At 52.4% G+C, this 14,429-nt stretch carries 12 protein-coding genes and 2 tRNA genes; 7 read left to right on the top strand and 7 right to left on the bottom strand.

Annotated elements, in window-relative coordinates; genetic code table 11:
- The first annotated feature begins 76 nt into the window (after positions 1-76).
- The 3 genes from KTH_RS27935 to KTH_RS27925 are packed head-to-tail and all read left to right on the top strand — an operon-like array spanning position 77 to position 3,011.
- Positions 77-1,165: a decaprenyl-phosphate phosphoribosyltransferase gene (locus KTH_RS27935; protein WP_281278961.1), complete on the top strand. Its 1,089-nt coding sequence runs from the start codon at positions 77-79 to the stop codon at positions 1,163-1,165.
- Positions 1,166-1,179: 14 nt separating this feature from the next.
- Positions 1,180-2,172 (top strand): lysylphosphatidylglycerol synthase transmembrane domain-containing protein, encoded by a 993-nt coding sequence (locus tag KTH_RS27930; RefSeq protein ID WP_497622158.1) that lies wholly within the window; start codon positions 1,180-1,182, stop codon positions 2,170-2,172.
- Between the two features lie 59 nt (positions 2,173-2,231).
- On the top strand, positions 2,232-3,011 hold the full coding sequence (locus tag KTH_RS27925) for a polyprenol monophosphomannose synthase (protein WP_497623291.1): 780 nt from the start codon (positions 2,232-2,234) through the stop codon (positions 3,009-3,011).
- A gap of 47 nt (positions 3,012-3,058) precedes the next feature.
- On the opposite strand, the gene KTH_RS27920 is transcribed toward KTH_RS27925, so the two are convergent.
- Both KTH_RS27920 and KTH_RS27915 read right to left on the bottom strand, forming a co-directional pair.
- Positions 3,059-3,589 (bottom strand): NYN domain-containing protein, encoded by a 531-nt coding sequence (locus tag KTH_RS27920; RefSeq protein WP_497622156.1) that lies wholly within the window; start codon positions 3,587-3,589, stop codon positions 3,059-3,061.
- A 20-nt stretch (positions 3,590-3,609) separates the two neighbouring features.
- Positions 3,610-4,281, bottom strand: a complete 672-nt coding sequence (locus KTH_RS27915; protein WP_497622154.1) for a hypothetical protein — start codon at positions 4,279-4,281, stop codon at positions 3,610-3,612.
- 238 nt (positions 4,282-4,519) lie between these two features.
- Between KTH_RS27915 and KTH_RS27910 the strand changes: the two genes are divergently transcribed.
- From KTH_RS27910 to KTH_RS27895, 4 genes are all read left to right on the top strand, one after another.
- Positions 4,520-4,593: transfer RNA gene (locus KTH_RS27910), tRNA-Asp, on the top strand.
- Positions 4,594-4,635: 42 nt separating this feature from the next.
- Positions 4,636-4,712: transfer RNA gene (locus KTH_RS27905), tRNA-Asp, on the top strand.
- A gap of 340 nt (positions 4,713-5,052) precedes the next feature.
- Positions 5,053-6,357, top strand: a complete 1,305-nt coding sequence (locus tag KTH_RS27900; RefSeq protein WP_497623289.1) for an NCS2 family permease — start codon at positions 5,053-5,055, stop codon at positions 6,355-6,357.
- A 174-nt stretch (positions 6,358-6,531) separates the two neighbouring features.
- The gene (locus KTH_RS27895; protein WP_497622152.1) at positions 6,532-8,013 is read left to right on the top strand and encodes a DUF4832 domain-containing protein; all 1,482 of its coding nucleotides are present in this window, start codon (positions 6,532-6,534) and stop codon (positions 8,011-8,013) included.
- 28 nt (positions 8,014-8,041) lie between these two features.
- Here KTH_RS27895 and KTH_RS27890 read toward each other — a convergent pair whose 3' ends face one another.
- From KTH_RS27890 to KTH_RS27870, 5 genes are all read right to left on the bottom strand, one after another.
- Positions 8,042-9,064: an ABC transporter ATP-binding protein gene (locus KTH_RS27890; RefSeq protein WP_497623288.1), complete on the bottom strand. Its 1,023-nt coding sequence runs from the start codon at positions 9,062-9,064 to the stop codon at positions 8,042-8,044.
- Positions 9,065-9,080: 16 nt separating this feature from the next.
- On the bottom strand, positions 9,081-10,157 hold the full coding sequence (locus KTH_RS27885; RefSeq protein WP_497622150.1) for an ABC transporter ATP-binding protein: 1,077 nt from the start codon (positions 10,155-10,157) through the stop codon (positions 9,081-9,083).
- Positions 10,158-10,174: 17 nt separating this feature from the next.
- Positions 10,175-11,107 (bottom strand): ABC transporter permease, encoded by a 933-nt coding sequence (locus tag KTH_RS27880; protein WP_497622148.1) that lies wholly within the window; start codon positions 11,105-11,107, stop codon positions 10,175-10,177.
- Between the two features lie 35 nt (positions 11,108-11,142).
- Entirely contained in the window at positions 11,143-12,105 is a 963-nt protein-coding gene (locus KTH_RS27875; protein WP_497622147.1) for an ABC transporter permease, read from the bottom strand.
- A gap of 272 nt (positions 12,106-12,377) precedes the next feature.
- Positions 12,378-14,072: an ABC transporter substrate-binding protein gene (locus KTH_RS27870; protein ID WP_497622145.1), complete on the bottom strand. Its 1,695-nt coding sequence runs from the start codon at positions 14,070-14,072 to the stop codon at positions 12,378-12,380.
- Positions 14,073-14,429: the final 357 nt, after the last annotated feature.

Genomic DNA, 14,429 nt, shown 5'->3' with positions numbered 1-14,429 from the left:
CACGTTCTGACAAGAGGCCATGTCCAGCCGGGCAAGTGGTCTCTTCCTTAATTCGATATACTGAACACAAATAAAGGTGTCTCGATGCAGCGTCACCCCCTTTTCCTGGTACCACCACCATTCATCGAAGCATATCTTGTCGGAGGCTCTGGAATTCTTGAACAAGACAACAAAGCAACGGACAAAAGACACTCAAGACACCCGGTGCCTTCTGCCACAATCAGAGCACATTGCATTGCGTCAACGACTGTGGGCCTTGCTTCTCCTGATACGTCCCAGACAATGGACAAAGAATATCACCGTTTTTATCGGTATTGTTTTTGCACAGCGCCTTTTCAACCTGGCCGAGTTTGAAAGAACCTGTCTGGCCTTTCTGACTTTCTGCTGTATTTCCAGTTGTATCTACATACTGAACGATATCTGTGATATCGAAAATGACCGTCATCACCCGACCAAACGAAAACGCCCGCTTGCCTCCGGGCAAGTCTCTATTCCCTGGGCGCTCGCCGCACTCAGTGGGCTCTTTCTGGGTGGAATGCTCTTTGCCGGGCTGCTCCTGTTTATTCCCTATCCACCACGTCACGACAGCTATCAAAGCATCGGCGGGGCCAATCTGCTCTTTGTGCTAACGCTTGCCGCCTATCTGGCCGTGATGGTGCTCTATAACTTCTGGCTCAAGCAGGTAGTCCTGATCGATATCTTTATCATTGCCAGCGGCTTCGTGCTGCGTATCCTTGGCGGTGCCTTCGCAACCCCGGTGCATATCTCTCCCTGGCTGGTCATGGTCACCTGTCTGCTATCGCTCTTCCTGGCGCTCAGCAAGCGCCGCAACGAGTTGGTACTGCTTGAGGGGAACGCGAGCAACCACCGCAAAATCTTGAAAGAATACAGCATTCCGATGCTGGACCAGATGATTACCATTGTCGTCACCTGCACGATCATGGCCTACAGCCTCTATACCGTCCAGGGCCCGACCGGGAACCAGCGACTCACAGTAACTATACCGCTGGTCCTATATGGTATCTTTCGGTACCTTTATCTCGTTTATATGAAGCAGGAGGGAGGAAGTCCAGAGGAAGTCCTTCTTCGTGACCGACATTTGTTATTAACCGTCTTGATCTGTACCATTCTCATAATCGGTATCCTGTATGTGATACCAGGCTAAAAACGGAGCCCATTTTGTTCAGAGATAAGAAGCTCAGATCTGGAATACTGGTTTCGCTGCTTCTGGCTTTTGCCGTTGTAGTCACCATTCTCCTTTATGCGGATGCCTCCCGCCTGCTACAGGCACTCCTTCATTTTCACTGGGAGATGCTACCGCTGATCCTGGGGTTGACGCTCTGCAACTATGCGCTTCGTTTCGTTAAATGGCATTTTTACCTCCATCTGCTTGCGATTCCGCTCAAGCTCTGGCCCAGCCTGCTGATTTTCCTTGCCGGACTCTCAATGGCAATTACACCCGGCAAAGTGGGAGAACTCCTGAAGTCCTATCTTTTAAAAGAGCGTACAGGGACGGCAATCCGCAAGACAGCGCCAATCATCGTTGCTGAGCGGCTCACCGATGGTATTGCAATGCTCCTTCTTGCTGGAGTAGGATTGATGCAGTACCGGTTCGGATGGCAAATATTACTGATTCTCTTTATTGGCGGGCTCGGAGGTATTATTATTATTCAAAACAGAAAACTTTCTCTTGCGCTTCTGCGTCACGGAGAGAGGATACCGCTTGTCTCGCCTATCGTTCACTGGTTACGAGATTTTTATGAAAGCGCATTTCTTCTGCTACGCTGGCAGCCACTCTGCCTCGCAGTTCTGCTCGGCGTCATCTCGTGGACCGGGGAATGTCTGGCACTTTATTTCGTTTATCTCGGATCAGGAGTCAGCGCAGGTGGAGACCTCCTGTTGAAATCTATCTTTATCCTTGCGGTCTCCTCGCTCGTTGGTTCCGCTTCTACGCTCCCAGGAGGGCTAGGGACTACCGATGGTAGTATAGTGGGGCTTACCCAGTTTCTGGTGACAGCATCAGCGACAATCGCAGGAGCAGCAACGATCCTGATCCGGTTCTGTACCCTCTGGTTCGGGCTCTTTCTGGGTGGAATAGCACTCATCCTGTATCGAACAACGCAGGCGGGAAATACAAAGAACGGGCTAGCAGAGGTAACTCATACTAAATAATGCAAATTACCGGCAGCCGAACAACAATCGGCACGGTCAGTAGCGGAGAGAAGATTTTTATGAAGACACTGATTATTATTCCAACCTATAACGAATACGACAACTTACGGTCTTTGCTGGATTCTATTTTCTCATATGCTCCCAAAACCGATATTCTTGTCGTGGACGACAATTCCCCTGATGGTACCGGTAAACTGGCTGATGAGATCAGCAAAGAAGATCCTCGCGTGCACGTGCTGCATCGGGCCGGAAAGCTTGGTCTGGGGACCGCTTATATCGCCGGGTTCAAGTATGCGATCGAGCATGAGTATGACGCAGCGTTTGAGATGGACGCCGACTTCTCGCATGACCCCAAATACCTGCCAAACTTCCTGCGCGAAATCGAAGACGCCGATCTTGTCATCGGCTCACGTTACATCCCGGGCGGCGACACCCCGAACTGGTCATTTGTGCGACGGATGATCAGCGGCTGTGGCAACATCTTTGCACGCTTCATGCTTGGTATCCCGGTAAAGGACTGCACCGCGGGCTACCGCTGCTATCGGCGGCGCGTACTGGAAACGATTGATCTCGACACTGTCGAGTCGCAGGGCTACGCTTTCCAGATTGAGCTGGCTTACCGTGTCATGAAGCATGGCTTTAAGATCGTTGAGACGCCAATTGTCTTTATGGATCGTCGCGTTGGTAAATCGAAGATGTCAAAGAAGATTGTGTTTGAGGCCTTCACCTGGGTAACTCGTACCCGCCTGGGGAAATCCAATTCCAGCGCCCCCAGAAATCAGCTTGCTACCGCCCCCGGAACCCAAACCAAAGAAATTACCTCGGCAGGCACCAAATAAAAGCAACAGGCCCAGGGACAATGGTTTCCTGGGCCACCCTTTTGCGCTCATCGCCGTTTCTTTTTCTTCTTTCGCTGAGGGGAACGATTTTCTTCCTCATCATCCTCAATATACTTCCAATGGGGATCAAGGCCATACATGCGGCGAACCTTCTGGCGGTGAGCAACACGCTGTGCCAGATCACGGGGGGGAGCGCTCAGGTGGTTTGTCAGGGTGCCCGTACTATGTGACTTGCCTCCCTGCTCGGTGACGGCTTCTTTCACCTCTGCATCATCACTGTACATCATCACTTTCCGTCCAGCGGCTCTGGCTTCCGCTGCCAGACGAACGATCACACTATCCGCAGTCTCACCATAGCGGGTATAAATAATACAAATATGCTCTTCGTGCGTTACCTGTTCCCTTTTATCACTTCCATCAAATACGACGGTGACCCGCCCATCATAGTGAAGGTACCGGTTCTTCAGGTTACGAATCAAGGTTTCTCGTGCCAGAGCGAGCCTCTTCAGCTCAAGCTGGCGATACATTTCATTATTTTTAATAACATTATATCCATCAACAAGAATATCATATCCCATAATGCATAAAGACTTCCTTTCTAACGAAAATACTGTATTACCCATAGCCAGAGCGCAGCTATGAGTTCTCGCACATTAATATGAAGCACATGATTCACAAACGAATTAACTTCCACTCGAAGAAGAGAAGCAACAATTAGTCCTATTATAACTGCAAATACACCTATAAAAAACAGCCAGAAGAAACGATATGAGTGGCGCCGACGCACAACAACCGTCGTTTGCTCTTCCAGCGCATCAGGCTCTTTTCTCTTTGCCCGCTGAATGGCCTGCCGCAACTCTACCGTTGTATAGGGCAAAGTGCTGATACGCTCTTCTTCCTCACTCTGTTCTATCGGCATAGCCTCATCAAAATGCAGCTCAACAAAACGCCCTGCCTCCACACAGAAGAGAGATAACGGCACAGAGGCAAAGGGCATTGAGACATCCGGAATTGGTGGCAGCATATAGCGTGGGTCCGTCTCACATACGCAGGCAGCACATAGCTGTAGTGGCTCAACCCAACAACAGGGACAGGCAGGACGACGACAGCGATAGCAAAAAGAGGAAATACTGAGCAACGAGGCCGCCATGTTCTCAGGAGTCGCCAGTAACTGATCAACAGGAGAAAGAGCGGCAGGAACATAGAATGCCGCACAGATAGGGCAAACAACACGCAGCGTGATATGCTGAGAAGCAGTGCGAGTATCCATATGTCCTCCGAGAGAAACACGGTCCTTTTTAAGATGCAGTGCAGAAATGAAATTGACAGGTATCTATATCAGTATACGGAGACGCAACAGGAATTAGCTGAAGAAGACCGGGGCAAATCGTGGAAAATTTTTCAAAGATGTTGTGAAAAACGCTTGACAAGGCCAGAGTAGTCTGTTATTATTATCCCCGTCAAGGCGACGCGAAGAAAAAACGCCGCTCAGACAAAAGAGTAAGCATGGAGCCGTGGTGTAGAGGCCTAACACGCCTGCCTGTCACGCAGGAGATCGCGGGTTCGAATCCCGTCGGTTCCGCTTCTTTTCTGGATGAGCAATCATCCAGATTTTTTTCACCCTGGAGCCGTGGTGTAGAGGCCTAACACGCCTGCCTGTCACGCAGGAGATCGCGGGTTCGAATCCCGTCGGTTCCGCCACAAGCCTGGATCCCATTCTATCCAGGCTTTTTTCTTTTCCCTCTCTCGCTCTATCCATGTTTCTCAACACGCCTCTGGAGCCAGACGACCGCCCACAGCTTCCTGATACCGCAAGCCATCCATTTGGGGGACTCCTTGCATACAATTTCACCCCCTTCCAGAGTTCGCATTCATGCGAAGAGCATGCAGCTCGCTCACCCGGGCTGGCCGCTCCCTTCCCTTGATTTTCTATAGCGCTATGCGATAGAATCTTGCTGTTGAGAAAAGGTGTACCCTCCTCTTATCAGCGTCGAGATAGGAGGAGAGTTTATTATTTTGGTAAGGATTCATAACTGTGTCGATGTTTCAATCCCTCAAGAACGGAGAAGTTTCACTCAAGCGCGAGATTCTCGCAGGTGTGACCACCTTTGTAACGATGGCCTACATCATCGTCGTGAATCCCACGCTGCTTAAACAGGCTGGCGTTCCCTTCGATATTGTCTTTATCGCGACAATTGCAGCCTCTATCGTCGGTTGTCTGTTGATGGCTTTCTATGCCAACTATCCGATTGCAGTGGCCCCCGGTATGGGTATGAACGCTTATTTTGCCTTTACCGTTGCGACGCATCAGGGAAAGCCATTAGACTATCATATTGCTTTTGCCACGGTCTTTATAGCCAGTATCCTGTTCGTGATCCTTTCACTTACACCATTACGTACTCATCTGATTAACGCCATACCCGATAACCTGAAGCATGCAATCACCGCAGGTATCGGGCTTTTTATTGCCTTTATCGGTCTGCGTCAGGCCGGGATTATCGCCGCTGATCCCACTAACCTGGTGCGCCTGGGCAACCTGCATAGCGAGGCTGTCCTGTTGGCGCTGCTCGGTCTGCTGGTTACCGTTGCGCTCATGGCATTCCGCGTGCATGGCGCTCTCTTTATTGGCATGGTTATTACCGGTATCATCTCATTCTTTCTGGGGAACCTCCACTTTGATGGAGTCGTCAAGCTGCCACCTACCCCTGAACTGGTCGTCTGGAACCCGGTCAGCGCGATCGGCGATATCATTCAGTACGGACTCTATGCCGCCGTCTTCACCTTCGTGCTGGTCACGATCTTTGACACGACAGGGACTGTACTTGGCCTGGCAAAACAGGCGGGCCTGATGAAAGATGGCAGCAACCTGCCGCGTGCGGGTCGCGCCTTTGTCGCCGACTCAATCGCAACGCTGGTTGGCTCCATCTTCGGTACCACGCCGACCTCTGCCTACGTTGAGTCCGCAGCCGGTATCGCAGCCGGTGGCCGCAGTGGCTGGACCGCATTGACGGTTGCCGTGCTCTTTATCATCTCAATGTTCTTCTTCCCGGTTGTGCAGGCGGTCTCTTCAGTTCCGGCCATCACCGCCCCGGCGCTGGTGATCGTTGGCTCGCTGATGGTTGGACATGTTCAGCATATCAACTGGAGTGATTTTGATGAAGCCTTCCCCGCGTTCCTGGTCATCCTGACCATGCCGCTGACCAATAGCATCGCAAATGGTATTGCGCTTGGCTTTGTCTTCTATCCAGTGCTGAAGCTGGCACAGGGCAAATGGCGTCAGATCCACCCGCTGGTATACATCTTCGCCGTTCTGTTCTTGCTCCTGCTGATTTTCCTGCCTCACTAAAACAGCAAACAAGCCTTCTGGAGACGCGCGGCCTCTCGCGCGTCTCTTCTTCTGGCATCCTCCCCATTGAAGTGCCTTTTAGTACTAATTCACCTGGAAAGGCATTTAAATACATCAATTGGCGGGTATCCTATGTAGGGATAAGGGATTTTTCACGCTGTAAGGGGGATCGCCATGAAGGGGCGTAAGCAACAGCAAACAGCAGCACGACGCAGCAAAACCAGACCGCTACTTCTCATCTGTACTGCACTTGTTCTCGTTGCGGTCTTATTAGTTGGAGGGGGAATCGCGCTACAACTTCTCGGACAACCAACCAAACCCTCTCACCCCGCCGCGAGTGTCACAGTAACAGCAACCTGTCAGCCTTCCTGTGCACCGAAGATCACGACCTTTGGCCTGACTGTCGAAGGGCACCAGCCAGAAGACGAGCCACAGTCGACGGTTGGCCCTACGGTCTCCTTTACACCGCCACTGCTAGGAGCCAGCACGGAATTGAGCAATCCCATGCGCGGCCCTCAGTACTTCGGCGGAGAGGCTCCCCCACCCGGCTGGCCGCTCACCGATCGCTATTCACGCTGGTGCTGGCGTGAAGTGGAGCCTCAAAAAGGCCAGATCAACTACGGTCTGATCGATCAGGCACTGGCAACAGCCGCCGCCGCAGGCTATACCTTCGGTTTCCGCATTATGCCCAATTTTCCCGGACATGACTGCCTCCCGGACTACATGAAAGGCGTGAGTTATAACGACCAGCAGTACCTTGAAAGTGCTCGCGCCCTTTTCACAGCGCTGGCACAACGCTACAATACCGATCCACGCCTGAGCTGGCTGGATATGAGCCTGTATGGCTGTTGGGGAGAATGGAATGAGGCCTGTGGCGGGGAGACAATGACTCCGGAAAACCGACAGGCACTGATCGATATTCAGGTGCAGGCCTTCTCGAACAAGCGTTTCTTTATGATGGTCAGCCATCAGGACTCGCTCAATTACGCGCTTAGCCTGCAAAGAGCATACCCGATCGGCATTCGTATTGACTGTCTGGGCACACCCGGTATTGGTGGAGGTAAAGAAGTGCTGGATGGGAACCCGCTGGCAGGCGCTCGCTGGCAGACAGCGCCCCTGTACTTCGAGTTCTGCCCGGATGCCGACTTCACGCAGGCACTTCAGGATGTCAAAACCTATCACGCCTCGATTATTGGCGATGGCGGCGGCAACATCTCAGGCTTTGACGGACTGAACGCGCAACAAAAGGCGCTGCTGACAGAGATCTACCGAGTCTCGGGCTACCGGCTGTCTCTCAAGAGCATCAGCTTGCCCGGAATGCTGCTTGTTGGGCAACCATTCACCGTCACAGCACAATGGATAAATACCAACATAGCTCCGACCTATCATCCCTGGCAGGTTTTGCTTCAGTTGCGCAACGCAAGTGGAGTTGTCGCCTGGCAACAAAGTTCACAGGTCGATCTTCGCTCGGTCTTTCCGGGTGAGCCGCTCAGCGTGAGCGATCAGTTCATGCTGCCCGCAAATCTGGCAAAAGGAGACTATACCGTTACTGTTCAAGTTGTTGACCCCAACCAGTACTATGCGCCGCTTGAGCTGGCAAATCAGGGCCGCCAGAACGACGGAAGTTATCCACTCGGAACGGTCAAAGTACAGTAGCGGGCTGGCAATGTGCCAGCCCTTTTTTTTATGCATCTTCAGTACCTGAAACCTTATCGGAGAAATGGCAGGCGGCGTAATGCGTCCCATTCCCCTTCGGCTCAAAACGCGGCTCCTCCTTACGGCAAATCTCCTGTGCCATCGGGCACCGTGTATGGAAGCGGCACCCCGATGGAATATTGATCGGACTCGGTAGATCGCCGGACAGGATAATCCGGCTTCTTCGCTTCTCTACCTTCGGATCGGGGATCGGCACCGCCGAAAGGAGCGCCTTCGTATACGGATGCCTGGGTACGGCATAAAGCTCGTCACGGTCAGCAAGCTCAACTATTTTACCGAGATACATCACAGCGATACGATCAGCGAAATGACGCACCACACTCAAGTCATGCGAGATAAACAGGTAGGTCAGGGAGAATTGCCGCTGTAACTGGCGCAGCAGATTCAAGACCTGAGCACGAACCGAGACATCCAGCGCCGACACCGGTTCGTCAGCGATCACAAATTCGGGTTGAATAGCCAGCGCCCGGGCAATCGCAATGCGTTGCCGCTGTCCGCCGCTAAACTCATGAGGATAGCGATCAGCGTACTCGGGACGCAGCCCCACAACCCGCAAGAGCTCTAGCACACGATCCTGTATTTCTTGCTTCGAGCCGTACCTGTAGATAACCATTGGCTCCGCGATCAATGAGGCAATCGTGAAGCGCGGGTTCAACGACGCGTAGGGATCCTGAAAGATCATCTGGATGCGTTGCCGCATGTTGCGTAAAGCCTCGCCCTCAAGTGTAGCCAGATCCTTGCCATCAAAATAGATCCGGCCCTCAGTCGGCTTATAGAGGCGCACAAGCGCTCGCGCCACGCTCGTCTTGCCCGAACCACTCTCGCCGACCAGCCCGAGCGTCTGGCCGCGCTCAATACTGAAGCTGACGCCATCAATGGCCCGCACATGCCCGGTGACGCGCTGCAAAATCAGTCCACGATAGAGCGGAAAGTATAATTTCAGGTTCTCCACCTGCAATAGCGTTTGCTTCTCAACCAGCGTATCAGCCATCATACACGCTCCTTCTTTAGCTCGTCACCGTTTTGTTCCCGGTCGTTTCCAGCGCTTTCGCCTTGAGCGCCTCCATAGCTGCCCGTCGCCGCTCAGCATACTCCTGCACTTTTGGATCCGTGATATCAAACCAGCAGGCCTTACGATGCTGCTCGTTTTTGGGGAGAGGATCCAGTGGAGGCATGGTCAGACACTGCTTTCGGGCAAAAGCACAGCGCGGCATAAACGGGCAACCGGGCGGAGGCGCAAGCAGGTCGGGAGGCGCACCCTCAATCGTGCGAAGCTCTTCGTCCCTCACCTGATCCAGACGTGGCACTGATTCCAGCAACCCGAGCGTATAGGGGTGCCGTGGATTGGCAAACAGTTCCTCTGTGGGAGCCTCTTCAACGACCTTCCCGGCATACATCACAACCACGCGATCCGTCATACCCGCGACCACGCCCAGGTCATGCGTAATCAACATCAAAGCGGTGCCGAACTCGCGGCAGATTCCGTTCATCAATTCCAGAATCTGGGCCTGGACGGTAACATCCAGCGCTGTGGTCGGCTCATCGGCAATCAGGAGTTTCGGGTTACACGCCAGCGCGATCGCGATCATCACACGCTGCCGCATGCCACCACTGAACTGATGCGGGTAGGAGTGATAACGCTCTGCTGCCGCCGGGATCCCTACCTGTTCCAGCAGGGTAATTGCTCGTTTCCGCGCCTCATCAGGACGGATTTTCAGATGCAGACGCAGCCCCTCCGCGATCTGCTTGCCTACCGTCATTGTTGGATTCAAGCAGGTCATCGGATCCTGAAAGATCATACCGATCTTCGCCCCGCGAATCTTACAGATCACGCTCTCGGGCTGGTCCAGCAGATCCATATCCTCAAACAGGATGCTCCCCCCCTTATACTCTCCAGGAGGTTGCGCCACCAGCCGCATAATCGAGAGCGCCGTGACACTTTTCCCACAACCGCTCTCGCCAACAATCGCCACGCGTTCCCCCGGTGCGATCGCGAAACTGACCCCATCAACAGCCCGCACATATCCCTGCTTCACCTTGAAGTATGTTTTGAGGTCCTGTACCTCAAGCAGATATTTGCCCATGTTCTCACCTCTCGCTCCTAACGCTCTGTCATATGCGGGTCAAAGGCATCGCGCAAGCCATCGCCAACCAGATTACAGCTCAACACAGTCAGGAAAATGAGGATACCGGGAATGAAGACGAGCTTGGGATCTGTGTTAATCTGCCCCTGTCCATCACTGATAAGGCTACCCCAGCTCGGGAAAGGAGCCTGTACCCCGAAGCCAAAGTAGCTCAGGACCGACTCAAGAATAATATTCTGACCGACCAGAAGCGTTGCATTGACAATGATTGGGCCAATGGCATTGGGCAGAATATGACGGAACATCAGCCGAAAGTCTTTCGCGCCTACTGTTCGTGCCGCCATCACATATTCACGCTCCTTCAGGGCCAGAAACTCGCCGCGCACCAGACGTGCCGCCGTTGTCCAACCGAAAATGGAGATTAGCACGATGATGCTATAGACCGACCCGTTCGTAAACGAGGCAGAGAGCACAAACAGCAACAGGTACGTCGGCACCGCCAGGAACACATCAGTGATGCGCATCAGAATATTATCCAGCAGTTTGCCATAATAGCCCGCAATCGCGCCGATTGCCGTTCCTAGCAGGATCGCAACCAGCATTGAAGCAAGTCCGACCAGCAAGGACACCTGCCCACCTACTGCGGCCCGTGCCAGCAGATCACGCCCGACGTCGTCTGCCCCAAAGGGATAGGCCAGGCTTGGCGCCGCATCAGGAGCCAGCAGGTTGGGCTGATTCGGATTTGTGTGACCGGTCAGAAAAGGGCCGATAAAACAAAACAGAAAGAGCAGGATCAGAAAAGACGCCCCGATCGTTGCTGTACGATTGCGTAGGAAGCGATCGAGAATAATTCTGGCCTGGCTTCTGCGCTTCTGTGCCAGAGCAGGAGTAACCTCTAACAGGGCTTCCAGTTCGTCTTCTCTTTCTTTCTCTATTGGAGTATCCATCATACCTTCTCCTCTCATCGTACCTGGGCGAACCTTCCTCACGAGTAGCGAATGCGGGGATCCATAATTGCATAAAGGATATCAGCGAGCAGATTGGAAAGGATGACGAAGAAAGCGCTCAGCATGAGAATCGCCAGCAACACCGGGAAGTCACGCTGATCCAATGAGCGGAGAAAGAGCTGACCCATCCCGGGCCAGGCAAACACGCCCTCCGTAATCGTCGCCCCCCCGGCCACACTGCCAAAATCAATGGCAACCACCGTGATAAGCGGGATGACCGCGTTGCGTAACGCGTGTCGAACCAGCAGCGGCGTTGTTGCCAGACCTTTTGCACGAGCTGTACGCATGTAGTCTTGCTTGGTCACATCCAGCATACTTGAGCGCATATAGCGACTCCACCGGGCCGTAAAGGTGATCGCCAGAACCAGCATCGGCATCGCGACATGAAGCATATGGTCCAGAAAGCCGTTAAATGCATCATAGGACATTCCAGCCGTCGTAATGCCCGAAGGGGGAAGCCACTGCAAGCGGCGAGAGAAGATTTCCTGCATCAGCAGACCAAGCAAGAAAATTGGCATGGAGATGCCAAAATAGGCCACTGTCGTAATCGCATAATCGATAAAGCGACCCTGCCGATACGCGGAAATGGTACCAAGCACAATCGCCAGGATTAGCGAGAGCAACAGCGCCAGCAGAAACAGCTCTATTGTCGGGGGGAAGCGCTCCGCGATAACCGTCGAAACGGGCTGATTGGTGAAGAAAGAGAAGCCAAAATCACCCCGCACCGCGTTCGCAAGCCATTTCAAATACTGGATAGGAAGTGGGTCGTCAAGCCCAAGACTGGCACGCAGCGCCTTGCGTCCCTCTGCATCCATATTCGGGTTCACCAGAATAGCCTCGGGTCCGCCGGGCAACAGGTGAATCAGCGCAAACATAAAGATGGAAAGCAGTAACAACAGAGGAATTGCCTGTAACAAACGCCTGATGATATATCGGCCCATACTTTTTTTACTCCCAGTTTCAACCCTCAGCAGTCTTTGAGGACTGTCGCAAGCCTCCTCCTCGATGAGAGAGGAGCGGAAGGAATGCGAAGCGTTGTCACACGCTCCTACCGCCCATTAAGGGCAAAGAGGCCATGAATACGGGTGAAAATCGCTTCTGACCATTCCCATGAACAGGTTTACGATTCGATACTAGAGTGTGCCCCCGGGCGGATGGCACCGACCGGAGACACAACGGGTTGAGGAAACAGCAGGAAATTCAAATCGTACACTCAGGAATGTGGACACTTACCGCCATCACACCACCATTCCCAGACGTTAATGGTTTCAGAAGGCCCAAATGGACTGGGTTTATAGTTATTTGTCCCTTTCTTATGGACGGCCAGATCAACCAGGGCAAACATTGACGCGATAACGGCGTCATCAATCATCTTCTGATGAAGCTGGTTAAAGATCTGCTGCCGCTTCGCCTTGTCAGCCGTCGCTACCTGCTGAGCAAGTAATTTATCAAACTCAGGATCACAATAGAAGTTGTAGTTCTGGCCTTTCGGCGGAATCTGGCTACAAGCGTACATTGACGAGTTATTAGGGTCATTGCTATAGCTAGAACCCCACTCGGCGAGATCGTATTTGCCAGGCTTGCCTTCAGGCAGGAGCGAGCCAAAGAAGGTATTCGCCGGATAGTTCGAGATGTTCACCTTGATACCAATCTTCTTGAAGTTGTCCTGGTTAATTAACTGGTCACGCTCACGCCAGCGATTCTTAGCCGTGGTGGAATACTGGAATTCCAGCCGGAGCCCGTTCTTCTGCCGGACCCCATCGCTTCCCTTGACCCATCCTGCCTGATCGAGCAGCTTGTTTGCCCCATCAATATCAAACTTCGGGCACTGAATGTCAGGCTGATAGCCAGGATCATAGGCCGGACCATGATCAACACAGAGCGGCTTTCCCTGCCCGAGGCGCGCCGTTTTAACCAGCTCATCACGATCAATCGCCATATTGATCGCTTTACGCACGTTGACATCCTTCAGTGCGGGATTATTAAAGTTGAAGTGAATCGCCTCATAGTACGAGGACTGGTACTGCACAACCTCATAGTCCTGTAATGCCTTATATGCATCCAGCTTGGTCACATCCAGGAACCAGGCTGAATCAGCGGTGCCCGCTTGCAGGTCTTTCAAAATCGTATCCTGGTTCGGGACAGCTCGAAAGACCACACTATCCAGATAGGGATATCCTTCGCTTGCCCGATAATAGTTCTCGTTGCGCACCACTGCATACTGAACGCCGGGCTTGCTCTCCTTCATCTTGAAGGGCCCACTGACTACCTTCGGATTGAGGCCTTCCGCTTTCTTGATCTCTGAGGGATCCATACTCTCAAAATGATGTTTCGGCATGGGAGCATGATAGCCATCAGTCCAGGACGCAATAAACGGCGCGTATGGCTCTTTGAGCTTAAAGGTAATCGAGAGCTTGTCAGATGAAATCTGTGTGGACTCGATCAGACGGAACGCAACTGTATCAGCGGCGGCGAATTTCGGATTCATCCACAATCGCCAGGTGAAATCAACATCCTCAGCGGTCAGAGGCTGCCCATCCGACCATTTCAGACCAGGGCGTAGTTTGAAGGTCCAGGTTTTGAGATCGGAACTGATCCCACCATTCTCGGTTGTCGGCAGCTCGGTTGCAATTCCCGGCTGGATATGGCCTTCGGTATCACCGACAAACAAGGGGGCATAGAGGGATTGATCCACCAGATAGGCAAAGGTCTGTGAAGAGGCATTCGGAATTAAGGAATCGGGCTCGTTAAACAGGTCTACGACCCAGGTTCCTCCCTTTTGTACCGGGCCGCCGGGCTTGTTTGTGGTGGGTGTTCCTTGTGGAGCGCAGCCTGTAAACAGAAGTACAACAGCAATAAAAGAGAAAAAGGAGACAATGGGAACACGTCGTCCGGGCGTTTGAAGCATTCTATCCTCCTTCGGAAACACTGCGGCTTTCAGCCCGCCAGATTGCATTATCCCTGCAGTATGTTAATGAAATCCTTTCATCTTCTCTGATTCTTCTCTTACCTCCTGTTCCAAATAAGCAAGTCAATTCTTACAACAAGCAAGTCTAACTTTACCTAATACGATACTACAGAGAAAAATTTCACAAAGCTCATCAATACAAATATATTCATTTCGCAAAGAAAGAGAGATACATGTAGCTCATACACCCAATATGGTTTAAATACACCAGAGAGGCCTTTTTGTCAATGTTTCTGTCTATCTCTTTTCGTCTTTTCCGATTAACGCACATACGTTTCAACAAATGCAGCACATATT

This window comes from Thermosporothrix sp. COM3, from assembly GCF_059696735.1.
The sequence above is the reverse complement of the archived record's forward strand: the minus strand, read 5'-3'. Positions and strand labels throughout refer to the sequence as shown.

What these genes read in the sequence shown, in the direction of transcription:
- KTH_RS27875 (WP_497622147.1), bottom strand. Translation starts at nt 12,105, where the DNA reads ATGGGCCGATATATCATCAGGCGTTTGTTACAGGCAATTCCTCTGTTG.
- KTH_RS27880 (WP_497622148.1), bottom strand. Translation starts at nt 11,107, where the DNA reads ATGATGGATACTCCAATAGAGAAAGAAAGAGAAGACGAACTGGAAGCC.
- KTH_RS27885 (WP_497622150.1), bottom strand. Translation starts at nt 10,157, where the DNA reads ATGGGCAAATATCTGCTTGAGGTACAGGACCTCAAAACATACTTCAAG.
- KTH_RS27870 (WP_497622145.1), bottom strand. Translation starts at nt 14,072, where the DNA reads ATGCTTCAAACGCCCGGACGACGTGTTCCCATTGTCTCCTTTTTCTCT.
- KTH_RS27895 (WP_497622152.1), top strand. Translation starts at nt 6,532, where the DNA reads ATGAAGGGGCGTAAGCAACAGCAAACAGCAGCACGACGCAGCAAAACC.
- KTH_RS27890 (WP_497623288.1), bottom strand. Translation starts at nt 9,064, where the DNA reads ATGGCTGATACGCTGGTTGAGAAGCAAACGCTATTGCAGGTGGAGAAC.
- KTH_RS27925 (WP_497623291.1), top strand. Translation starts at nt 2,232, where the DNA reads ATGAAGACACTGATTATTATTCCAACCTATAACGAATACGACAACTTA.
- KTH_RS27900 (WP_497623289.1), top strand. Translation starts at nt 5,053, where the DNA reads ATGTTTCAATCCCTCAAGAACGGAGAAGTTTCACTCAAGCGCGAGATT.
- KTH_RS27915 (WP_497622154.1), bottom strand. Translation starts at nt 4,281, where the DNA reads ATGGATACTCGCACTGCTTCTCAGCATATCACGCTGCGTGTTGTTTGC.
- KTH_RS27920 (WP_497622156.1), bottom strand. Translation starts at nt 3,589, where the DNA reads ATGGGATATGATATTCTTGTTGATGGATATAATGTTATTAAAAATAAT.